At 66.1% G+C, this 20,986-nt stretch carries 19 protein-coding genes; 12 read left to right on the top strand and 7 right to left on the bottom strand.

Features of this window, described 5'->3' with window-relative positions:
* Nucleotides 1-198: 198 nt before the first annotated feature.
* The 4 genes from ACQPZ2_RS26925 to ACQPZ2_RS26910 all read left to right on the top strand — a co-directional run bounded on the left by ACQPZ2_RS26925 (nt 199) and on the right by ACQPZ2_RS26910 (nt 2,951).
* Nucleotides 199-903, top strand: a complete 705-nt coding sequence (locus ACQPZ2_RS26925) for a hypothetical protein (RefSeq protein WP_433521004.1) — start codon at nt 199-201, stop codon at nt 901-903.
* 116 nt (nt 904-1,019) lie between these two features.
* On the top strand, nt 1,020-1,913 hold the full coding sequence (locus ACQPZ2_RS26920; protein WP_433521003.1) for a LysR substrate-binding domain-containing protein: 894 nt from the start codon (nt 1,020-1,022) through the stop codon (nt 1,911-1,913).
* Between the two features lie 138 nt (nt 1,914-2,051).
* On the top strand, nt 2,052-2,237 hold the full coding sequence (gene dmpI, locus ACQPZ2_RS26915) for a 4-oxalocrotonate tautomerase DmpI (RefSeq protein WP_040689632.1): 186 nt from the start codon (nt 2,052-2,054) through the stop codon (nt 2,235-2,237).
* Nucleotides 2,238-2,279: 42 nt separating this feature from the next.
* Nucleotides 2,280-2,951 (top strand): DUF1275 family protein, encoded by a 672-nt coding sequence (locus ACQPZ2_RS26910; RefSeq protein WP_433521002.1) that lies wholly within the window; start codon nt 2,280-2,282, stop codon nt 2,949-2,951.
* Nucleotides 2,952-3,057: 106 nt separating this feature from the next.
* On the opposite strand, the gene ACQPZ2_RS26905 is transcribed toward ACQPZ2_RS26910, so the two are convergent.
* Both ACQPZ2_RS26905 and ACQPZ2_RS26900 read right to left on the bottom strand, forming a co-directional pair.
* Nucleotides 3,058-4,380 carry a family 1 glycosylhydrolase gene (locus ACQPZ2_RS26905; protein WP_433521001.1) on the bottom strand — a complete coding sequence of 441 codons (1,323 nt, stop codon included), beginning with the start codon at nt 4,378-4,380 and terminating at the stop codon, nt 3,058-3,060.
* 175 nt (nt 4,381-4,555) lie between these two features.
* Nucleotides 4,556-5,338 (bottom strand): IclR family transcriptional regulator, encoded by a 783-nt coding sequence (locus ACQPZ2_RS26900; protein ID WP_433521000.1) that lies wholly within the window; start codon nt 5,336-5,338, stop codon nt 4,556-4,558.
* A gap of 86 nt (nt 5,339-5,424) precedes the next feature.
* Between ACQPZ2_RS26900 and hutH the strand changes: the two genes are divergently transcribed.
* From hutH to hutI, 5 genes are all read left to right on the top strand, one after another.
* Nucleotides 5,425-6,981, top strand: coding sequence for a histidine ammonia-lyase (hutH, locus tag ACQPZ2_RS26895; protein WP_433520999.1), 1,557 nt, complete (start codon nt 5,425-5,427; stop codon nt 6,979-6,981).
* Between the two features lie 140 nt (nt 6,982-7,121).
* Nucleotides 7,122-8,774 carry a urocanate hydratase gene (gene hutU, locus ACQPZ2_RS26890; protein ID WP_433520998.1) on the top strand — a complete coding sequence of 551 codons (1,653 nt, stop codon included), beginning with the start codon at nt 7,122-7,124 and terminating at the stop codon, nt 8,772-8,774.
* Entirely contained in the window at nt 8,771-9,970 is a 1,200-nt protein-coding gene (locus ACQPZ2_RS26885) for an allantoate amidohydrolase (RefSeq protein WP_433520997.1), read from the top strand. Before hutU ends, ACQPZ2_RS26885 begins: the two co-directional genes overlap by 4 nt.
* A 73-nt stretch (nt 9,971-10,043) precedes the next feature.
* Nucleotides 10,044-11,348 carry a formimidoylglutamate deiminase gene (locus ACQPZ2_RS26880; protein ID WP_433520996.1) on the top strand — a complete coding sequence of 435 codons (1,305 nt, stop codon included), beginning with the start codon at nt 10,044-10,046 and terminating at the stop codon, nt 11,346-11,348.
* Nucleotides 11,349-11,392: 44 nt separating this feature from the next.
* Entirely contained in the window at nt 11,393-12,562 is a 1,170-nt protein-coding gene (hutI, locus tag ACQPZ2_RS26875) for an imidazolonepropionase (RefSeq protein WP_433520995.1), read from the top strand.
* Between the two features lie 11 nt (nt 12,563-12,573).
* Here hutI and ACQPZ2_RS26870 read toward each other — a convergent pair whose 3' ends face one another.
* Nucleotides 12,574-13,224 (bottom strand): TetR/AcrR family transcriptional regulator, encoded by a 651-nt coding sequence (locus ACQPZ2_RS26870; protein WP_433520994.1) that lies wholly within the window; start codon nt 13,222-13,224, stop codon nt 12,574-12,576.
* Between the two features lie 146 nt (nt 13,225-13,370).
* On the opposite strand from ACQPZ2_RS26870, the gene ACQPZ2_RS26865 reads away from it, so the two are divergent.
* Nucleotides 13,371-14,060 carry a hemerythrin domain-containing protein gene (locus ACQPZ2_RS26865; protein ID WP_433520993.1) on the top strand — a complete coding sequence of 230 codons (690 nt, stop codon included), beginning with the start codon at nt 13,371-13,373 and terminating at the stop codon, nt 14,058-14,060.
* Between the two features lie 6 nt (nt 14,061-14,066).
* Here ACQPZ2_RS26865 and ACQPZ2_RS26860 read toward each other — a convergent pair whose 3' ends face one another.
* Nucleotides 14,067-15,149: a PQQ-dependent sugar dehydrogenase gene (locus ACQPZ2_RS26860; RefSeq protein ID WP_433520992.1), complete on the bottom strand. Its 1,083-nt coding sequence runs from the start codon at nt 15,147-15,149 to the stop codon at nt 14,067-14,069.
* Nucleotides 15,150-15,276: 127 nt separating this feature from the next.
* Here ACQPZ2_RS26860 and ACQPZ2_RS26855 point away from each other — a divergent pair, with 127 nt between their 5' ends.
* The gene (locus ACQPZ2_RS26855) at nt 15,277-16,032 is read left to right on the top strand and encodes a DJ-1/PfpI family protein (protein WP_433520991.1); all 756 of its coding nucleotides are present in this window, start codon (nt 15,277-15,279) and stop codon (nt 16,030-16,032) included.
* Here the strand turns inward: ACQPZ2_RS26855 and ACQPZ2_RS26850 are convergent.
* The 3 genes from ACQPZ2_RS26850 to ACQPZ2_RS26840 all read right to left on the bottom strand — a co-directional run bounded on the left by ACQPZ2_RS26850 (nt 16,029) and on the right by ACQPZ2_RS26840 (nt 19,175).
* Nucleotides 16,029-16,397 (bottom strand): DUF1304 domain-containing protein, encoded by a 369-nt coding sequence (locus ACQPZ2_RS26850; protein WP_433520990.1) that lies wholly within the window; start codon nt 16,395-16,397, stop codon nt 16,029-16,031. The genes ACQPZ2_RS26855 and ACQPZ2_RS26850 overlap by 4 nt on opposite strands.
* A 99-nt stretch (nt 16,398-16,496) precedes the next feature.
* Nucleotides 16,497-18,218 (bottom strand): serine/threonine-protein kinase, encoded by a 1,722-nt coding sequence (locus tag ACQPZ2_RS26845; protein ID WP_433520989.1) that lies wholly within the window; start codon nt 18,216-18,218, stop codon nt 16,497-16,499.
* 66 nt (nt 18,219-18,284) lie between these two features.
* The gene (locus ACQPZ2_RS26840; protein WP_433520988.1) at nt 18,285-19,175 is read right to left on the bottom strand and encodes a bile acid:sodium symporter family protein; all 891 of its coding nucleotides are present in this window, start codon (nt 19,173-19,175) and stop codon (nt 18,285-18,287) included.
* A 555-nt stretch (nt 19,176-19,730) separates the two neighbouring features.
* Between ACQPZ2_RS26840 and ACQPZ2_RS26835 the strand changes: the two genes are divergently transcribed.
* Entirely contained in the window at nt 19,731-20,951 is a 1,221-nt protein-coding gene (locus ACQPZ2_RS26835; RefSeq protein WP_433520987.1) for an RNA-guided endonuclease InsQ/TnpB family protein, read from the top strand.
* Nucleotides 20,952-20,986: the final 35 nt, after the last annotated feature.

The raw sequence follows: 20,986 nt of genomic DNA, 5'->3' as shown, positions 1-20,986 counted from the left end.
AGTTTCCCGCGCAGGTTTCCATCGGATGGCGGCGAAATAAATGAATCCAGCCGGTGTGATGCAAGTCACATCATGATCAACTTCGGCATGACCAGACGGCAATCAATGAGCAAATATTAACGATTTGGTCACGAATAGCTTGCATGCAGCGGTTTTAATGGGTCTGCTTCCGCAGTCCACCCCGTTAGGAACCAAAGCATGTTGATGAGGAAATTCGCCGCGACCTCGGCGCTGGTGATCGCGGCGATCGGTGTCACGGCCGGGACCGTGAACGCCGCGCCCGAAACCGACAACGGCGCCGTGAACTACACGGCCACCACGACTCCGTCCTCGACCATCATCAAGACCGATGCCGGTTCGCTTGTCGACGAAGACGGTGTCTTCAAGATCAAAGCCGTCGACGGTACCACCCTCGCGGGCACCGAATTGTCCTTCCGGGTGGACGATTTCGTCTTCCCGATCGCGGCGGATATCCAGGATCACACCGCGACGCTGACTCCGCAGTTCGATATGGCCCACGCCGCGTACAAGCCGGTTGCGCTGCCGTTCGAGGACAAGGCCCCATGGAAGTCCGACTACGACCGTGAGCAGGCCGCCTGGAACCGCCTGACCAGCACCATCAGCATGGGCGCCACCATCGGCACCCTGGTCGGCGGTCTCGGCGGCGGCGCCCTCGGCTGTGTTCTCGGCGGTATCGCGGGCGCGACTGTCGCTGCGGCGACCATCGTCGGCCTGTTCGGTCCCTTCATCCCCGCCGCTGCGGTCGGCTGCATCGGCGGCATCATCGCCGTCGGCGCGCTCGGCACCCTGGCCGGACAGATCCTCGTGACCGCGCCGGTCGCGATCGGTGCGGCGATCCAGTACTTCACCACGATCAACCAGTCCTTCACGGCACCGAAGTAGACCCGGCACACCGATCGGCGGGCGCTCGCACCGAGCGCCCGCCGATTTTTTCTATCGGTTCCGAAGTTGCTGGTTTCATGGATCGACAACAACCGCTACCTCGAGGAGCCCGCGCCATGGAGCTGCGCCAATTGCGCTATTTCGTCACCGTGGCCGAGGAACTGCACTTCGGGCGCGCGGCCGAGCGACTGCATATCGCGCAACCAGCGGTGAGTCAGCAGGTGCGGCGGCTCGAGCGGGAATTGAAGATTCAGCTGCTGGATCGGTCGCCGCGGCGGGTGCGGCTGACGGAGGCCGGGCAGCGGTTTCTGCCCGCGGCACGCGGTGTGCTGATCGCGGCCGATCAGGCGCGGGCATCGGTGGCCGATCTGGCGGGTGCGCGGGCCGAGGTCTTCCGGCTCGGCACGGTCACCGGTCTCGGCGCGCGGCTGGATGCCATCCTGGATGCCTTTGCCGAGCGTCTTCCGCAGATGCGGATCGAGTTGGTCACGCTGCCGGTGCGCGAGCGGTTGGCGCAGGTGGCCGACGGACGATTGGACGCGGCCTTCGTGCGTGCGCCCGCCGCCGACGACACTCCAGAGCTGGAGTATCTGCGCGCCTGGGACGACCCGCTGGTCGCGGTGCTCCCGGCCCGGCATCCGCTGGCCGCGCACGAGACGGTGCGATTGGCCGATCTGGCCTCGGTGCCACTGCGGATGACCGAGCGGCGCAATCATCCGGCACTGGTGGATCTGGTGCTGATGTCTTGTCAGCGTGCGGGTTTCGAGCCTGTTCCGGCCCCGACCGCCACCACGTTGCAGGACAATTTGGCCGCGATCGGCACCGCTGCCGCGATGTGGACGGTGATCTACGCGGCCAATGCCGACCAGGTGCACAATCCGCGAGTGGCCTTCCGTCCGTTCGCCGATGGCGGCCTGAGCCTGCCGATTGCCGTGGCCCTGCGAGCCGGGACCGATTCGCCGAGCTCGACGCTGTTGCGCGACCTTCTGGCGAGTAACCGCGAACAATAAGCATTCGTTATCGCTGTGCGAACGAACTGGCCCTTGGTCGATGCTGTTCGTTCGGGTGAACTGACAACAGGCCGCCGAACAAGCCGGAATCCCCCCGGATATGGCCTGTCCCAACCCTTTTCATTCAGGAGATCAGTGATGCCCATCGTCACCGTCCAGCAGGGCCCGCGCACCGTCGAACTCAAGCGGGATCTGGTCCGCCGGATCACCGACGCCTTCGTCGACGCCTACCAGATCCCGGCCGAAACCGTACAGGTGTGGATCCACGAGACCCCCGCCGACAGCTGGGGCGCGGCCGGACAGCTGACCGCCGACAAGAAGTAGCCGACCGCAGGATGCCGAAGCCCGACCGATACCGTCGCGGTCATGCCGATCACGCATGACTTGCGCTGGCTACCGGTCGGGCCGGTGGTCCTGGTGTTGCTATCCGCGGGTGCGGGCGCAACCGACGCGCTGGTCTTCACCGAACTCGGCAAGGTATTCGCCAGCATCCTGACCGGCAATCTGGTGCTGCTGGGCACCGCCGTCGGGTTATCCGGCATCGAACTGACACCGCCGCTCACTGTGCTCGTTGCCTATCTCATCGGTGTGGCGGTGGCCGCGCGCTGGTGTCGCGCAATATCACCGGGGATACAGCGCACCGCACGCGTCCGCCACTGCCTCGCGGGTGAGGCGGCGTTGGTGGTCGTCGTTGCCGTTGTTGCTGTATTCGCCGATGCGCTCGGTGCCATCCGTATCGTCCTGCTGGCCGTGGCGGCACTGGCCATGGGCGTCCAGTCCGCCGCAGTTCTCGTTATTGATCGCGGATCGCCGACCACCTACATGACAAGCACGTTCACCGGCCTGGTCAGCGACCTCGCCGTGAACCGCCGGGTCGACCCGTTGGCCATTGCCCGAATCGCCGCCGTCATTCTCGGCGCCGCCGCCGCTGTCGCACTCTATTCCATAAGTGTCCATTGGGGTTTCGTCATCCCCGCCGCCCTGATCGCATCGGCGGCGAGTCTCGCGTACACCCGCTCGTGGCATGATGACGCTTAACCGATGCTGGACGAATAGCCATCTGTCGCGTCGACGGCGGAATTCGGCGACGGCAGGCTGATCAGTCGTTCGAATCCGGCTCAGGCGAACCCCTATCCGATGTCGTCTAGGGAACGGCGACGGTTTCGTCGCAGCTGCCGGGTGGGTCGACCAAACCGCATTCGGCCGGTGGCCGGGTCGGGCGGTAGCTGGTGGGGACGCCGCCGGATTGGATGATGCCGCGGTAGGCGTCGACTGCGTCGGTGGGTTTGCGGGTCAGGGTGGGGTCGGTGCGGACGTCGACGGTGTAGAGGCCGAAACGCGGTGTGTAGCTGCCCCATTCGTAGTTATCGGTCAGGCTCCAGTAGTTGTAGCCGACGACATTCATGCCGTCGGACTTGGCGCGCTGGAGCCAGTAGACGGTGTCGCGGAGGTGGTCGGAGCGGGTGTAGCCGTCGGCGCGCGGTTCACCGTCCTCGGTGGGCATGCCGTTCTCCACGACATACAGTGGGCGGTCGGGAAACAACTGCGCGTAATGGCGCAGCGCGTAGTAGATGCCCTCGGTGTGAATCGGGAGTTCCCAGATCGCCGGACCCTCGTTCGAGCCGCCCTGGACCGCTTTGTTCGTTTCCGGCACGGGCGCGAAATAATAGTCGACGCCGATGAAATCGAGCTTATCGGCGATCCGGTCCACAAGCGGCTGATTCACCTCGGTCTCGGCGCCTGCGACATAGCCGAGATTGCTGGTGACCTGTGCGTCGGGCAGGTTCTGATGGATGGTGTCGTAGATTGCGTTGTGCGCTTGGGCGATTCGGTCCAGCATCGCGGGCGCCTCGTCCGGTGTGATCGCGCCTATGCGTAGTTCGGTGCCGATGTAGGCGGCGGGCTCGTTGAAGGTGACCCACAGTGGGTTGCGAGAGGCATAGCGCTTCACCACCTTTCGCGTATTTGCCAGCCAATCCTCGACCATGCCCGGATTGCGCCAGCCGCCGCGATCGGCGGCCCAGCCGGGATACACCCAATGATCCAGGGTGAGCATCGGCCGCATACCGGCGGCGAGGATGCGCGCGATCACGTTGTCGTAGAAGCCGAATGCCACCTCGTCCCAGGTATCCGGTTGCGGCTGTATCCGCGCCCATTCGATGCCGATCCGATACACCCGGACCCCGAGATGTGCGGCGAGGTTGATATCGGAGATGTAGCGCTTGTAGAAGTCGACCGAATTCTCGTAGTCGTCCCCGGCCTCGCCGGTTTCGATATAGCGGGTCCAATTGCTGTCCGGCGCACGGCCTTCGGATTGGAAGCCCGATGATGCGACGCCCCAGAGGAATTCCCGGCCGAACGGTGCGATGGTGGCCTGCGCGGTCGGCATGGCGAGGCTCGGCAGCAGTAGCGTGCTCGCGATGATCGCGAGCCCGACCAGGGCGCGGCGGCGCATCGGTGTTCGCATCGTGCTCCTGTCCCCATCCGGCACTGTTGGTCGTGCGTCACCCGGTGGGGCAATGCCCGGTAGGTGATCCGTCAGCGTAACTGTCTGATTGCTGAAATCTGAGCAGCTCGTCGGCGTGTCGCGAGTGCGATCGGAATACCTGGGAGTTCGTCGAGATTGCTGTCTATTCGCTTCGTCAGCTCACCCGTCCGCCGATGCGGCGAGTGAGATCGTCAGCGGTGGACCGCACCTGGGCGGCGAGACCGGACCAATCGGCGGCACAGGGGATCTGCTCGCAGTGGTGCCGCAGCGTCACGCTGATCGCCGCGATCGGCCGATGGTCGTGATCGAACGCCGGATAGGCGACCGAGGCGAATCCGGCGGTGACATGTCCGTCCTCGCTCGCCCAGCCGCGCCGACGCTCGGCGGCCAGGACGGTGCGCAGCGCCGCGAGGCTGGTCGGCCCGCGATCGGTGCGGCGTACGAAGGCTGCCGCCGACGGGAACAGCGCACGCACATGGGCAGCGGGTAGGTGCGCCAGGATTGCCCGCCCCGATGCGGTCAGTTGTGCGGGCAGGCGGACGCCGACATCGGTCACCAGCGTTTCAGGGCGTGCCGGGCGTTCTTTGATCAGATACAGCAGTTCATTGCCGTGCAGGACCCCGAGGTGCGCGTTGTGCCCGACCCGTCCGGCCAACTCGCGCAGCAACGGTCCGGCCACCCGCTCGAGTGGATCGTGACGCAGATAGGCCGAGCCGAGTTCGAAGGCGGCGATACCGAGGCCGTAGCGCCGTTCGGCGGGCAGCCGGGTGACGAAGCGGGCCTGCTCCAACTCCGCCAGCAGGTGATAGGTGGTCGAGCGGGGGATGTCGAGCTCACGCGCGATCGTGGATGCGGAGACCGGTCCGGCCCGGGTCGCCATCAGCTGCAGCACGGCCAGGCCGCGCCGCAGCGCCGGGATGTCGCTGCTCGTTCCCATGCCACTTCCTCGGATTGTCTCGGATACCAGACAGAACCTGGCCCAGCCTCATTCTCCACCCGCCCCCGTGGCGGTGGAATGGGGCTATGCCGGAAACCACGCAGTTGCCGCCCGTGGAGCTGGACGGGCCGCTGACCGTCGAACGCATCGTCGCCGTTGCCCGCGACGGCGCGGAAGTTCGATTCAGCGAGGCCGCCGAGAAGCGGCTGACCTACGCGCGCCAGCATGTCGACGCGCTGGCGGCGGGCACGGTCCCGACCTACGGCGTCTCCACCGGCTTCGGTGCACTGGCCACCCGGCACATTCCGCCGGAGAGCCGGGCGGCGCTGCAGCGGTCGCTGATCCGCTCGCATGCCGCGGGAGCGGGTGCCGCGGTCGAGACCGAGGTGGTGCGCGCCATGATGCTGCTGCGGCTGCGCACGCTGGCCACCGGACATACCGGTGTGCGACCGGAGACAGCGCTCACCTTGGCTGCCTTGATCAATGCGGGCATTACGCCGGTGGTGCACGAGTTCGGATCGCTCGGCTGCTCCGGCGATCTCGCGCCATTGGCCGCGGTCGCGTTGGCGCTGATGGGGGAGGGCGAGGTCACGGACTCCGCTGGAAACGTGGTCATGGCGGCAGAAGCCCTGCACGCCAAGGGAATCAAGCCGGTGACCCTTGCCGAGAAGGAAGGGCTCGCGCTCACCAACGGCACCGACGGCATGCTCGGCATGCTCGCGCTCGCGATCAGTGACCTGCGCCAACTGCTAGACGTCGCCGATATCACCGCCGCCATGAGCGTGGAGGCATTGCTCGGCACCGACCGGGTCTTCGCCGATGATCTACAGGCGCTGCGCCCGCATCCGGGCCAAGCCCTCTCGGCGCGGCGCATGGCGGCCGCGCTCGCGGGATCGGAAATCGTTGCCAGCCACCGGGGTCCGGACTGCAACCGGGTGCAGGACGCGTATTCGTTGCGTTGCGCACCGCAGGTGCACGGAGCCGCCCGCGACACCCTCGCGCACGCCGAACTGGTCGCCGAGCGCGAAATGGCCTCGGCGATCGACAATCCCGTCGTGCTCGCCGATGGCAGGCTGGAATCCAACGGCAACTTCCATGGTGCTCCGGTGGCGTATGTCCTGGACTTCCTTGCCATTCCGGTCGCCGATGTCGCGAGCATGGCCGAGCGGCGCACCGACCGGATGCTGGATGTCGCACGCTCGCACGGTCTTCCGGCCTTCCTCGCGGCAGATCCGGGGGTCGATTCCGGTCACATGATCGCGCAGTACACCCAGGCTGGAGTCGTCAGTGAGCTGAAGCGCCTCGCGATGCCCGCGTCGGTGGATTCGATTCCGAGCAGCGCGATGCAGGAAGACCATGTGTCGATGGGCTGGTCGGCCGCGCGCAAACTGCGCAGGGCGGTCGACGGTCTGGCTACCGTGCTCGCCATCGAATATCTCACGGCCGCAAGGGCATTGGACTTGCGAGCACCGCTGCGTCCGGGCCCGGCAACCGCGGCGGCCCTCGCGCTGCTTCGCACGAAGGTCGACGGCCCGGGACCGGACCGGCACCTCGCCCCGGAAATCGCAGCCGCAATGGAACTTATCCGCTCCGGCGAACTGCTGGGCGCGGTCACACCCCACCTCGGCACCTCAGGAAAGTGAGCTCCCTTGACAACACCCGAAGCAACCCTGTTCCCGCATAGCGGATCAGGCTCGCGCACACGGTCATACGAGGTCACCAGCAGCTATGCGACACCGACCCGCGGGGTGGACGGGAAATTCGTCGATATGGAGGCAATCCGATGACACGGACAGTGCGCGCGGCACGTGGCACGCAACTGACGGCCAAGAACTGGCAGACCGAGGGCGCACTCCGGATGCTGCAGAACAATCTCGATCCCGAGGTTGCGGAGCGCCCCCAGGACCTGGTCGTGTACGGCGGTACCGGTAAGGCGGCGCGGAACTGGGCAAGCTTCGATGCGATCACCCGCACGCTGACCACACTCGAGGCGGATGAGACCCTGCTGGTGCAGTCGGGTAAGCCCGTCGGCGTATTCCGGACGCACGAATGGGCGCCGCGGGTGCTGATCGCCAATTCGAATCTGGTGGGGGACTGGGCGACCTGGCCCGAGTTCCGCAGACTGGAATCGCTCGGCCTCACCATGTACGGGCAGATGACCGCGGGTTCGTGGATCTATATCGGCACCCAAGGCATTCTGCAGGGCACTTACGAGACCTTCGCCGCCGTGGCGGATAAGCGTTTCGGCGGCACACTTGCCGGAACCCTCACGCTCACAGCGGGTTTGGGTGGCATGGGCGGCGCGCAGCCGCTGGCCGTCACCATGAACGGCGGTGTCGCCCTGGTCGTCGAATGCGATCCGGCGCGTGCCGAGCGGCGGGTGCACGACCGCTATCTCGACGAGATCGCCACCGATTTCGATGATGCGGTGCGGCGGGTGTCGAAGGCGCGCAAGGAGCGAAAGGCATTGTCGGTCGGGCTGATCGGCAACGCGTCCGAGGTGCTGCCGAGGCTGCTGGCGGCGGGTGTCGAGATCGATATCGTCACCGACCAGACCTCGGCGCACGACCCGCTCGCGTACCTGCCGCGTGGTGTCGCACTCGAGGACTGGGCCGATTACGCCGCGAAGAAGCCCGACGAATTCACCGATCGCTCCCGCGAATCCATGGCCGAACACGTCGATGCGATGCTCGGCTTTCTCGACCGCGGTGCCGAGGTCTTCGACTACGGCAATTCACTGCGCGGCGAGGCGAAGCTCGGTGGTTGCGAACGGGCCTTCGACTTCCCGGGATTCGTGCCCGCCTACATCCGGCCGCTGTTCTGTGAGGGCAAGGGGCCGTTCCGTTGGGCCGCGCTCTCCGGTGATCCGGCGGATATCGCCGCGACCGATCGCGCCATGCTGGAACTGTTCCCGGAGCACGAATCTCTGCGCCGGTGGATCACCATGGCTGGGGAACGCGTTGCCTACCAGGGACTTCCGTCCCGCATCTGCTGGCTCGGCTACGGTGAACGGCACCTGGCCGGACTCCGCTTCAACGAGATGGTCGCCAACGGCGAGTTGCGGGCCCCGGTGGTGATCGGCCGTGACCACCTCGACTCCGGCAGTGTCGCCTCGCCGTATCGCGAAACCGAGGCCATGGCCGATGGATCCGATGCCATTGCCGACTGGCCGCTGCTCAACGCACTGGTCAACACTGCTTCGGGCGCGAGCTGGGTGTCGATCCATCACGGTGGTGGCGTCGGCATGGGCCGGTCCATCCATGCCGGACAGGTATGTGTCGCCGACGGAACGGCGCTGGCCGGGCAGAAGATCGAGCGCGTGCTCACCAATGACCCCGGTATGGGCGTCATCCGGCATGTGGATGCCGGGTACGAGCGGGCGGGCGCGGTTGCCGAGGAGCGTGGCGTGCGAATCCCGATGCAGGAGAACAAGTGACAGCGAACGGACTGCTCGCCGAAATCGCCGATGTGGGCCGGGATACGCGGCGCGGCGGATACTCCCGACACGCCTTCGACCGTGCCGAACTGGAATTGCGTGACTGGTTCATCGAGCAGGCGGCCCGGCGCGGTCTGGATGTGACGACCGACCGCAACGGGAACATCTGGGCGTGGTGGGGCAGGCCCGGTTCCGGTGCGGTGGTCACTGGGAGTCATCTGGACTCGGTGCCCGGCGGCGGCGCGTTCGACGGCCCGCTCGGGGTGACGAGCGCACTCGCCGCGGTGGATATCTTGCGCGCCGAGGGTTTCACTCCCGCGAAACCGCTTGCGCTATTGGTGTTCGCGGAGGAGGAGGGCGGACGTTTCGGGGTGCCGTGTCTGGGATCCAGACTGCTCACCGGTGCCATCGACGCCGACCGCGCTCGCGGACTGCGGGACGCCGCCGGGATCACCTTCGCCGAGGCCGCGGCCAAAGCGGGGCAGGACCCGGAGCGCTTCGGCGCTGATCCCGAAGCGCTCGCCAGTATCGGCTGTTTCGTCGAATTGCATGTCGAACAGGGACGCGGGCTGATCGACCTGGACAGCGCGGTCGCCACCGGCAGCAGCATCATCGCGCACGGCCGCTACCGGTTCTCCTTCACCGGACAGGGCAACCACGCGGGCGCGACCCGCATGCCCGACCGCCACGATCCGATGCTGCCCGCGGCCGCCGTGATCGCGGCTGCCCGCCGGGTAGCCGCGGCCACCGACGATGCCAGAGCCACCGTCGGCAAGCTGATACCCACACCGGGCGGCACGAATGTCATTGCCTCGACGGTGGATCTGTGGCTGGATGCGCGCGTCGCCGGACACGGACGCACCGCCGCATTGGTGGAGGATATCGCCGGATTCGCACGCGAGGCGGCGGCCACCGAAGGCTGCGAGGTCAGCGTGGCCGAGGAATCCTATTCGGACGACGTCGTTTTCGACGAGACTTTGCGGGGCCGAATGGACGCGGTACTGGGCGGTGTGCCCGCCCTACCGACCGGCGCGGGGCACGATGCGGGCATTCTGGCCGCGCACGTGCCGTCCGGCATGCTCTATGTCCGCAATCCGACCGGTATCAGCCATGCACCGCAGGAATATTCGGAACCCGCGGATGTGGATTTCGGTGCGGAGAGCCTGGCTCGCGTGCTCGAGGACTTGGCGAAATGAGCGCGCAGCACTCGGTGCAGGTTCAGATGCCGGATCGGCGTGACCGGTATCCGATGTGCGAAAGTTCGGCTCAATGAGCGTCTATTGGGCCGAATATGCCTGGCTACCAGACGGATTGGCCGAGCGGGTCACGATCGATGTCGCCGGATCGACGATCGGCTCGGTGGCACGGGGAACCGCGCCGAACGGAAGCGTATTGCGCGGCTTGACCATTCCTGGTTTCGCGAACGCGCACTCACATGCCTTCCATCGCGCCTTGCGTGGACGCACCCACCGTGGCCGGGGCTCGTTCTGGACGTGGCGCGAACAGATGTACGCGGTCGCAAATCGACTGGATCCCGACTCCTATTACCGTCTCGCGCGCGGGGTGTACGCGGAGATGGTGCTCGCCGGATATACCAGCGTCGGTGAATTCCACTACCTGCATCACGCACCCGGCGGCGTGGCCTACGCCGATCCGAATGCGATGAGCGCGGCTCTGGCCGCGGCGGCACAGGACGCTGGAATACGGCTCACTCTGCTCGATACCTGTTACCTCAGTGGCGGATTCGGTCAGCAGCCCGACGAACACCAGCGTCGCTTCAGCGACGGTGATGCGGCTGCCTGGGCCGAGCGCGCGGCCGCGTTCAAACCGGAGTCGGAACTGGTGCGCACCGGTGTGGCCGCACATTCGGTGCGCGCGGTGCCCCCGCGAGCACTGGCCGTGGTCGCCCAGCAGGCCGATGGTCGGCCGGTGCACGTCCACCTGTCCGAACAACCTGCCGAGAATCATGATTGCCTTGCCGCACACGGGCTTACGCCGACCGCGCTGTTGGCGGACAACGGGTTGCTCGGGCCGGAAACGGTGGCCGTGCATGCCACACATATGAGCACCGCCGATATTCAGATGCTGGCCGCGGCAAGGTCGCGGGCGTGCTTCTGCCCGACCACCGAACGCGATCTCGGCGACGGCATCGGTCCCGCCCGCGAACTTCTCGACGCCGGAGTCCGGCTGTGCCTCGGCACCGACAGTCACGCGGTCGTGGACGGCTTCGAGGAGTGGCGTGCGCTGGAGTTGAACGAACGTCTCGCCTCCCACACGCGTGGACGATTCGAGATTGCTGAGTTGTTCGGTGCGGCAACAGATCACGCATCCATCGGCTGGCCGGAAGTGGGTCGCATCGAAGCGGGTGCGGCGGCCGATCTGGTCACCGTCGAGCTCGACTCGATCCGGACCGCGGGCACCGAACCCGCGGCCGCACTCTTCGCCGCTTCGGCCACCGATATCCGCGAGGTGCTGATCGCCGGTCGGCAGGTGGTCTCCGAAGGCCGTCACGTAGTGGTGGAAAGTCCCGAAATTATTCTCCGAGAAGAGATTCGGTCCTTGTACCCACCGTGATCGCCTGCCGCGACGACCATATCCGCACCCACAGAAGGGGCACCGTGTCGACTCTGATCACAGGAATCGGTGAGCTGACGACCAACGCACCGGACGGCCCGCTGCACGATTCCGCAGTGGTGCTCGAGGATAAGCGCTTCGCCTGGATCGGCCCGGCGAGGTCCGCACCCGCCGCCGATGATCGGGTCGATATCGGTGGCCGCGCGGCGTTGCCCGGATGGGTCGACAGCCACACCCACCTGGTCTTCGCCGGTGACCGCACCGCCGAATTCGAGGCCAGAATGGCCGGTCAGCCCTACCGTGCCGGTGGTATCGCGACAACGGTCGCCGCCACCAGAAGCGCTTCGGACGAAGAGCTTTCGACCAACCTGCGTCGCCACGTCACCGAGGCCTACCGCCAAGGCACGACATGCCTGGAGACCAAAACCGGATACGGTCTCAGCGTGCCCGACGAGGCACGCTCTGCGCGCATCGCCGCCGCCATCGCCGACGAGGTGACCTACCTCGGCGCACACCTGGTGCCGCCCGGTGCCGATGCCGAAACCTACGTGGACCTGGTCTGCGGCGATATGCTCGACGCTGTCGCACCGCACGTGCGCTGGGCCGATGTCTTCTGCGAGACAGGCGCTTTCGACGAGGATCAGTCCGATCGCGTCCTGCGCGCCGCCGCCGCGCGCGGCCTCGGTCTACGCGTACACGGCAACCAATTGGGCCCCGGCCCCGGCGTGCAACTGGCCGTCCGCCACGGCGCGGCCAGCGTGGATCACTGCACCTACCTCACCGATGTCGATATCGAGGCCCTCGCCGCCTCGGACACCGTCGCCACCGTCCTGCCCGCCTGTGACCTGTCCACCCGCCAACCCCTCGCTCCCGCCCGTGTACTGCTCGACGCGGGCGCGACCGTCGCCCTGGCCACCAATGCCAATCCGGGAAGTTCATACACCACATCGATGGCCTATTGCGTCGCAACGGCCGTACTCCAGATGGGCCTCTCGATCGCCGAAGCGGTGTACGCGGCCACTGCGGCGGGCGCGAAAGCATTGCGCCGCAACGACGTCGGGGTCATCGAGGTCGGTGCCCGAGCCGATCTTCAGGTGCTCGACGCCCCCTCGGTCACCCATATTGCCTACCGGCCGGGCGTCCCACTGACGCTGGCCGTCTGGCGTTCGGGCCAACGCATACCGATGGCCGAATGGCGGGGTGCCGCAGGATGACCCGGTGCGGCCTATGAGTTTTCGAGCGAGCGTAGCGCGGCATCCACGAGAGTCGTTGCGGTGCTGGCGCATACCTCGACGGCCGCATCGGGCTCGAGCCCGCGCACATCGATCAGCACGATGAACGCCTCCCAGCCCGCCACGAGCGCGATACTCGACACGAGATCGTCGAACGGCCGCTGGGACATGCGGTCACGCAATGGTTCGAGCGCCCATTCGATCCAACGCACCCGGCGATGCCCACGTCGTGGTGCGTCCTCCGCGGGCGGGTCGACAGTGAGCTTCACCAACCGCCGTCCCATCGGCAGCAGCTCGGTGATCTCCGCGCCCATCGCACGCACGAGTTCGGTGATACGCACGCGCGGGTCCGCGGAATGGATATTCGTCAGCGCCTCATCGGTATTCGCGCTGAGCAGGCCGATGGTGGCATCGAGCATCAACTGGTCGAGAGTGGGGAAATGCAGGTAGACGGTGCGTCTGGACACGTCCGCAGCGGCGGCGATGTCGTTGACCGAGGGCTCGACGCCGCGGTTCAGCAGCGTCATGGAGGCGTCGACGATGGCTTTGCGGGTGCGTCGGCGCTGGGCGACGCGTCCCGAAGTGAGCTGGGCGGTTTCCTCGACCTGGGTGGTCTCGCTGACCCGGGCGCGGTGCTCGGTCATTCGCTGCGTGCCCTCCGAGTGACATCTTGACAGTGTTACCTCGGCCAAAACTATACTAAGTTGCACTTATTGCACAGGAGTGCATTTAGTATCGGGAGGAACTAAATGACTATCGGGGATCTTCTGTCTGCGCTGGAGCAGGTGTTATGAGCCGCCGGGCGGCCGAGTCGCCGGGATGTGATACCCACGACATGGTGCTGGTGCACCGGGTGTTTCGGCGCGAATTCGGTTTGCTGGCAGACATTGTCGAGGCGACCTCGCCCATGGATGCCGAACAGGTAGCGCGGGTGAGCGCACATGCGCGCGAGATGCTCGCCGCCCTGCATCATCATCACAGCAATGAGGACGAGCTGGTTTGGCCGAAACTGCGGTGGGCGGAGCTGGATTCGACGCTGATCGATCTCATGCGGACCCAGCACGAAGAGGTCGATGCGCTCATGCGCCGCGTCGATTCCGAACTGTCCGAGTGGGAACATCAGGGCGGTGCGGAAACGGCGGATCTGCTGGTCGAGGGGCTGCGTCGACTACATGAGGCGCTCACCGAACATCTTCGCCTGGAGGAAGATTCGGTCCTGCCGATGGTGGCCGAGACCTTGACCGAGTCGGAGTGGGCCGAACTCGGCAAGCGCGGTATGGCGTCGTTTTCGAAGGGGCGGGCCCTGGTATTCCTCGGTCATATCGCCGAGGAGGCCGATGAGCGCGAGTGGTCGGAATTCACCGGGCGCATCCCGGCTCCCGTCCGGCTGTTGTATCGGGTGTTCGGTCGCCGTGGCTACGCGAGGGAGACCGCACTGCTGCGCCGCGATCTGCGCTCAGTCGGAAAGGTTGTCAAATAAGGGAACTCAGCGCGCCGGGAAGCGGATGATCCGATCGTCACCGGCACGGACGTCACCGCGGCCGTCCGTGTTGGAGGTGGTCAGCCACAGTGCGCCGTCCGAGGCTATCTCCACCGTGCGCAGGCGGCCCAGGTCGGTCACCTGGTCCTGCGGCGTGCCCAGTGTGCCGTCGTGCAGCGGAACCGTCCACAATCGCTCGCCGCGCAGCGCCGCCGCGTAGAGGGTGTCGCCGGAGATGGCGATGCCGGACGGCGATGCCTCCGAAGGTTTCCAAATGACTTGGGGGTCGGTGAATCCCCGATCGGCGCCGCCTTTGCCTTCGACGATCGGCCAGCCGTAGTTGCGACCGGGCTCGATCAGATTGATCTCGTCGAAGGCGTTCTGGCCGAACTCGGCCGCGAAGAGTCTGCCTGCCCGATCCCAAGCCAGACCTTGCACATTGCGGTGCCCCAGGCTGTAAACCGGCGAACCGGACATCGGATTGCCCGGTGCCGGAGCGCCATCGGGTGTCAGCCGGAGGATCTTGCCGTTGGGGCTCGCCGGATCCTGAGAACTGGCGCCCTGCCCCGCATCTCCGGTTCCGACATACAGCATGCCGTCGGGCCCGAACGCGATCCGGCCGCCATTGTGGTTCCCCGCCTTGGCAATACCGGCGAAGATGACCTCCGGTTGCCCATCGAGCCGGAACCGCACGATCCGATTGTCGTCGGCAGCGGTGAAATACGCATAGACATACTGTGTATCGGCATAATCCGCCGCGACCGCGAGCCCGAGCAGACCACCCTCGCCGCGCGCGACCACACCCGGAACCTCGTACACCTGCTCGGGCTCGGGTCCAGGCGCCACCCGCATGATTCGGCCGGTATCCCGCTCCGCGACCAGGGCACCACCATCAGGTAGGAAGACCAGTCCCCACGGCACATTGATACCGTGCACGATTTCCTCCCCGGCAGCCAGATCCGGCACACCCGATGGCGTGCTGGGGGCAGTCCTCGTGACAATGTCCGGCCCGGCGCCGGAATTGCTGCCGCACCCGGCCACCGTGCCGATCATCAGCACGGCGATCGCGATCCCGATGAACCTCCGCATGCGTATCCCTCCGATTGATCATTCGGCGGTGCTGTCTCGATCGTGCCCGCTCTTGCGTCGGCCCGCCATCCGCCACTACGTCACGGGCTACTGTCGAGGGCGGGATCCACCATGGGAGGGAAGATCAATGCAGATCGCCATCGTCGTCTATCCGGGTATGACCGCGCTCGATGTGATCGGGCCGTACGAGGTGCTGCGGATGCTGCCGGGTGCACGGCTGCGTTTCGTCTGGCACGAGCCGGGACCGATCACCACCGACAGCGGTGTGCTGTTACTCGGCGCGACGCACTCACTCGACGAGACGCCATCTCCCGATATTGTGCTCATCGGCGGCTCGGGGCCCGCGACCGCGGCCACGGCGGCCGACGAAAAGCTGCTCGCCTGGCTGCGTCAGGTGCACGAGACCTCGACCTGGACTACCTCGGTGTGCACCGGATCGGTGATCCTCGCCGCCGCCGGGATTCTGCAGGGCAAGCCCGCGACATCGCATTGGGCCGGTCTGCCGATGCTGAAGGCGCTCGGTGCCGAACCACGCGCCGAGGAGCGCGTCGTGCGCGACGGCAAGATCGTGACCGCCGCGGGCGTGTCCGCTGGAATCGATCTCGGCCTGTGGCTGGCCGGTGAGATCGCGGGCAAGGACCAGGCCGAGGCGATCCAGCTGATGATCGAATACGATCCCCAGCCGCCTTTCGACAGCGGCCATATGAGCAAGGCGAGTTCGGCGACGCGGCGCAAGGTGACCGGGCTCGTCGGTCGGGAGGGTGTCGATCTGCTCACCGCCGATCCGCGAACCGTGGTGCGGGAGGCGAGCGCCATCGCGAAGTTGTCCTGGGCGGCGGCCATCGAGCGAGCCCGCGCGCGTCGACGGTTCGGCAAGCGTTAGTTGCTGCCCGCGATCAGCACCGCGACAAGGGCGATCGCTCCGGGCAGCGCTTGGACGAACAGGATCCGACGGTTCGCGGTGGCCGCACCGTAGATCCCGGCGACGACAACGCATGCGGTGAAGAAGATCATCGCGGCGAATCCGACCGGGTCCGAGGCGATGATTCCCCAGATCAGACCGGCCGCCAGGAAGCCGTTGTAGAGGCCCTGGTTGGCGGCCAGAACCTTGGTCTGCTCGGCGAATTCGGCGGTGCTGCCGAAGGACGCGCGCACTCGCGGCGTGGTCCACAGGAACATCTCCATGACCAGGATGTAGATGTGCAGCAACGCCACCAGGCCGACCAGCACCTCGGCTACTATGCGCATTCGATTGATCCCTCCACGCGGATACGGCTCGTTGTCGGTCCACAGGATGGACGATCGGTATCGGAAGCGTCGGAAGGCGCGCCCGACGAAGCACTCCCATTAGTTCTTGTGCAGATTGCCGGTGACATCGCCGAGCACACCGCTGAAACCCCCGCTGAAGCTGTAGGTGATCGAACCGTCCGGTTGCAGGATGACCTTCGAGGTCGACCCTTCGTCCATACACCCGCTCGCACCGCCGCTGAGCCGTGCCACGAAGGTGAGCTGGGTGTCGGTGGCATTGGTCAGGCGTTCGGCGCGTTCGCACCGGCTGCGCGACGCCTGGCCGGTATTGGCCGAGGTGGCGATCTCCTCGCCGACTTTCCCGTCGTGAATGGTCAACTCGATATCGAAGGTGGCGAGCGCATCCCGTGCGGTGCCGGTCCACTTGCCGACGAGCGCTTCGGGTACCGCCGAGTCCGTGGCCGCTGCCGAAGTGCTCGTCGCGGCGGCCCGCGCCGTCGCGGAGGTCGTGGGAGCGACGGAGGTGACCACCGCCGAAGTGCTAGCCGTCGCGACGGAATCGGAGGACTTGTCGGTCAGCTGCGTCCCGATGAGGAATGCGCCGCCCGCGACGATGAGACCGGCCACCACGGCCGCGACGATCCATGCGGTCCGACGTGAACGACTTTTCGGCGCGGGCGGCGGGTAATAGTAGGCGGGTTGTTGCTTCGACTGGTCCTGCGCGGGCGGATACGGCGCGTACACACGGCTCGAATTGGCTTGCGGCCCAGGGGGTCCGGATTGCCATGCGGTATTTCCGGATTGCCAAGCCACCGTATCGGCCGCAGGCCGGGACAGCGTATGGGGTGGTGTGTGCGGCCCTGAATTCGCATGCGGCAACGGCCGTGAAATCGTCGCCGCCGAACGCGCCGGATCCGATCCGACGGCCTCGACCGGCCCGGATTCCAGATCGAGCAGCGCAACCGCCCGCCTGCTCACCTCTTCGAGCACCGGCGCGGGCAGCCAGCCGCCGCGTTCCGGAACCCCGAGTTCGGCAAGCTGATCGAGCAACTGCTGCGGTGTCGGGCGCGCCGCCACATCCTTGTTCAGGCACGCCGCGATGAGCGGCCGCAGCCGGTCCGGCACGGCCGTCAGCCGCGGCTCCTCGTACACCACCCGATACAGCATCTGCACGGTCTCACCGGCGCCGAACGGCCCCTGCCCGGTCGCCGCGTAGACGAGCACGCCGCCGAGTGCGAATACATCACCTTCGGGTCCCATGGTCGGTCCGACCACCTGCTCCGGACACATGAATCCCGGTGAGCCGATGACATTTCCGGTGGTCGTCAATGCGCTGTCCTCGGCGCCGCGCGCGATGCCGAAGTCGATCACCTTCGGACCGTCCACGGCCAGCAGCACATTGGACGGTTTCAGATCGCGATGCACGATCCCGGCACCGTGCACGGCGATCAATGCCTCGGCCAGACCGTGCGCGAGCACCAGCAGCGTGTTCTCGCTGAATGTGCCGAACTGCTCGACCGCATCGGTCAACGAGAATCCGGCCACATAGCCGGTCGCCAGCCACGGCGGCGTCGAATCCACATCCGCGTCTAGCACCGGCGCGGTGAACTTCCCGCCGACCCGCCGCGCCGCGGTGACCTCGCGGCGGAACCGCTCCCGAAACTCGTTGCCGATCAGATCCGGCCGGATCACCTTCACCGCGACGGTGCGGCCACCCGCGCTGCGCCCGAGGTAGACCCGGCCCATACCGCCCGCACCAAGCAGGCCGAGTAGCCGGTAGTCCCCGATCCGCGTGGGATCGTCTGTGCCGAGCGGTCGCATCGCGAACTGGGGTCCTCTCACCTGACGTCGAACACGCAAAGGCTACCCAGGCCGCGCTCGGTTGCCCTAGCCGGTGGCGGCCGGAATCGGTGTGGGAGCCGCGCGGCGCAGCTGCCGCGCCAACAAGTATGCGGCGATGGCGGCGGGAACATTCATCAGCACCCCGTAGACCGCGGGCGGCACCGCCATCTGCGAATTGTGCAGCACACTGGAGGCGACCGCGATGGCCAACGCGCCGTTGTGGATGCCGATCTCCATCGCCGAGGCGATCGCCTGATCGGTGTGCACCCGGAACAAGCGCGGCACGGTGTACCCGATGACGAAGCTCAGCGTCGACAACAGCAGGCTGAGGGTGGCGAGCTTGCCGATGTTCTCTGTCAGCGTGTCGAACTCGCGCCCCACCGCCGCCACCACGACCAGCAACAGCACCACCGCCGAGACGATCTTGACGTTCTTGCGCATCCGCTCGGCCCAATCGGTGAACCGGCGATGCACCCACATCCCCACCGCTACCGGGACCAGCACGATCGCGAACACCTGGGCGAACTTATCCGGCCGCAGCCCGATCGCGGCGTCGTCGTCCATGAACAGCGTGAATGACAGCGTGACCACCAGCGGCAGGGTGAAGACGGCGAGAATCGAATTGATCGCCGTCAGCGTGATATTCAGGGCCACATTGCCACCGGCGATATGGCTGAACAGATTCGCCGACGGGCCGCCCGGCGAGGCGACGAGCAACATCACCCCGACGGCCAGCGCACCCTCGAGCCGGAACAGGTAGACCAGACCCAGGCAGATCGCGGGCAGCACGATCATCTGGCACACCAGCGCGACCACCGCCGCCTTGGGATACCGCAGCACCCGGGCGAAATCGTCGACGGTCAAGGTCAACCCGAGCCCGAACATCACCAGCGCCAGGGCCAGCGGTAGGAACACGGCGAAAATCGTTGAACCCATTCAGATCTCCTCATCAGGACTCGGACGGATGTCGACGTTATCGACTCACCGTCCGGGCGGCGACCCCACCCGTGGGAGCCCGATCCGGCGATCGCCCGACGCGGCGATGCTCGGCCTGATGCCCGGAGCGCGATCAGGAGATAGCTGTGCGGTGGGGCCCGGTTTCAGCTGTGGGACTGAGCATGTCGAATTCGAGTTGTTGACCGCTGAGACACGGACGGGGTGGTTGTTCCGATGTTCGGCAACCTGTGGTTGTCTTCTGTTGTCGGTGGTGGGTGCTACGTTTCTGAAGAACTCAGATGACGCGTTTCATTGTGCGTTCCAACCCGATGTCCGAAGTGTCAGCGGAAGCCGATCGGGGGTTCCGGGCAGCAGGCGGCTCGAGCCGGTGATCGCCGAGGCGGTCGAGAAGAAGGGGGCGTGGCTGGTGGAGCTGACATCGCTGCTGCCGTCACCGTGGGCAAACTCGTATCACGTCGCGACCGTATTGTGCGAGGGCTTCGTTGTCGGTGATCAAGCACGATATCGAGCAGCAGGAATAGCGGTGATCGTGTCGTGTTGACCGGTCGCAGGTATCGCCTCAACCTGAGCGACGAACAGGCCGCTCGGTGTGAGGAGTTCGGGCGGGTGTGTCGAGCAGTTTGGAACACCGGACTCGAGCAGCGGCGCGCCTACCGACGTCGGGGTGCGTGGGTCAATTACCGGCAGCAAGCTGCGGAACTTGCGGAGTCGAAATCCGAGCATGAGTGGCTGAATGCTGCACCTGGGCATTGCCTGCAGCAGACCCTGGTGGACCTGGACAAAGTATGCCGTACCCATGGGACTTGGAAGGTCAGGTGGCGGTCTGCACGGCGCTGGGAGCCGTCGTTCCGGCTCCCAGAAGGCAACAAGATGCTCATCGAGCGGCTGAACCGCCGATGGGGTCGGGTGCGGTTGCCGAAACTCGGGTGGGTCACCTTCCGGATATCGCATCCGCTCGGCGGTGTCGTGCGGAGTGCGACGGTCTCGCGCGACGGCAATCACTGGTACGTGTCGTTTGTCGTCGACGACGGGAAGACCACCCCCAAGGAGCATGCGTGGCCCGATTCCGGTGTGGGTGTGGACAGGGGTGTCGTAGTTGCAGTGGCATGTTCGGACGGTTGGATGCGTGACCGCAGGTTCACCACCCGCGGTGAGATCAAGCGCTACCGGCGACTGCAGCAGAAACTCGCTCGCCAGAAGAAGGGCTCGGCCAGCCGTCGTCAAACGCTGGCAGCGATGCGCAGTATCAGTGGCAGAGAGCGAGACCGGCGCGCGGACTTCTGCGCTTGGACCGCGCACCGGCTCACGGAGCGGAATGCGCTGGTGGTGCTCGAGGATCTGCGCACCCGAAACATGACACGCAGCGCGAAAGGCACGGTGGAGCAGCCCGGCTCGAATGTGAAAGCCAAAGCCGGGTTGAACCGGAGCATCCTGGGTAAGGGGTGGCGGCAGCTCGCGACCGCCTTGAAGGGCCGTGCCCGTTATTCGGGGACAACAGTTGTTGAAGTGCCAGCCTGGTTCACGTCGCAGACGTGTTCGGCGTGCGCGGCGGTGGACCCGGGATCGCGTGAGAGCCAAGCGCGGTTTCGGTGCACCCACTGTGGCCACACAATGAACGCGGACGTGAATGCGGCACGAAACATCCTGGCCGCAGGGCTTGCGGTCACAGCCTGTGGAGACCTCGACGCTGGTCGGTCCGTGAAGCAGGAACCAGCAGGAAACCGCGAGGAATTACTGCTCCAACCCACGTACTAGCAGTTGGAATCCCCGGATCAATCCGTGGAGAGGAC

This window comes from Nocardia pseudovaccinii (assembly GCF_050942345.1).
Lineage (GTDB): Bacteria > Actinomycetota > Actinomycetes > Mycobacteriales > Mycobacteriaceae > Nocardia > Nocardia pseudovaccinii.
The sequence above is the reverse complement of the archived record's forward strand: the minus strand, read 5'-3'. Positions and strand labels throughout refer to the sequence as shown.

Coding starts and splice junctions, on each gene's coding strand:
- ACQPZ2_RS26900 (WP_433521000.1), bottom strand. CDS start 5,338: ATGGGAACGAGCAGCGACATCCCGGCGCTGCGGCGCGGCCTGGCCGTG.
- ACQPZ2_RS26870 (WP_433520994.1), bottom strand. CDS start 13,224: ATGACCGAGCACCGCGCCCGGGTCAGCGAGACCACCCAGGTCGAGGAA.
- ACQPZ2_RS26880 (WP_433520996.1), top strand. CDS start 10,044: ATGAGCGTCTATTGGGCCGAATATGCCTGGCTACCAGACGGATTGGCC.
- ACQPZ2_RS26865 (WP_433520993.1), top strand. CDS start 13,371: ATGAGCCGCCGGGCGGCCGAGTCGCCGGGATGTGATACCCACGACATG.
- dmpI (WP_040689632.1), top strand. CDS start 2,052: ATGCCCATCGTCACCGTCCAGCAGGGCCCGCGCACCGTCGAACTCAAG.
- ACQPZ2_RS26845 (WP_433520989.1), bottom strand. CDS start 18,218: ATGCGACCGCTCGGCACAGACGATCCCACGCGGATCGGGGACTACCGG.
- ACQPZ2_RS26925 (WP_433521004.1), top strand. CDS start 199: ATGTTGATGAGGAAATTCGCCGCGACCTCGGCGCTGGTGATCGCGGCG.
- hutU (WP_433520998.1), top strand. CDS start 7,122: ATGACACGGACAGTGCGCGCGGCACGTGGCACGCAACTGACGGCCAAG.
- ACQPZ2_RS26855 (WP_433520991.1), top strand. CDS start 15,277: ATGCAGATCGCCATCGTCGTCTATCCGGGTATGACCGCGCTCGATGTG.
- ACQPZ2_RS26905 (WP_433521001.1), bottom strand. CDS start 4,380: ATGCGAACACCGATGCGCCGCCGCGCCCTGGTCGGGCTCGCGATCATC.
- ACQPZ2_RS26910 (WP_433521002.1), top strand. CDS start 2,280: ATGCCGATCACGCATGACTTGCGCTGGCTACCGGTCGGGCCGGTGGTC.
- ACQPZ2_RS26840 (WP_433520988.1), bottom strand. CDS start 19,175: ATGGGTTCAACGATTTTCGCCGTGTTCCTACCGCTGGCCCTGGCGCTG.
- ACQPZ2_RS26860 (WP_433520992.1), bottom strand. CDS start 15,149: ATGCGGAGGTTCATCGGGATCGCGATCGCCGTGCTGATGATCGGCACG.
- hutH (WP_433520999.1), top strand. CDS start 5,425: ATGCCGGAAACCACGCAGTTGCCGCCCGTGGAGCTGGACGGGCCGCTG.
- ACQPZ2_RS26850 (WP_433520990.1), bottom strand. CDS start 16,397: ATGCGCATAGTAGCCGAGGTGCTGGTCGGCCTGGTGGCGTTGCTGCAC.
- ACQPZ2_RS26920 (WP_433521003.1), top strand. CDS start 1,020: ATGGAGCTGCGCCAATTGCGCTATTTCGTCACCGTGGCCGAGGAACTG.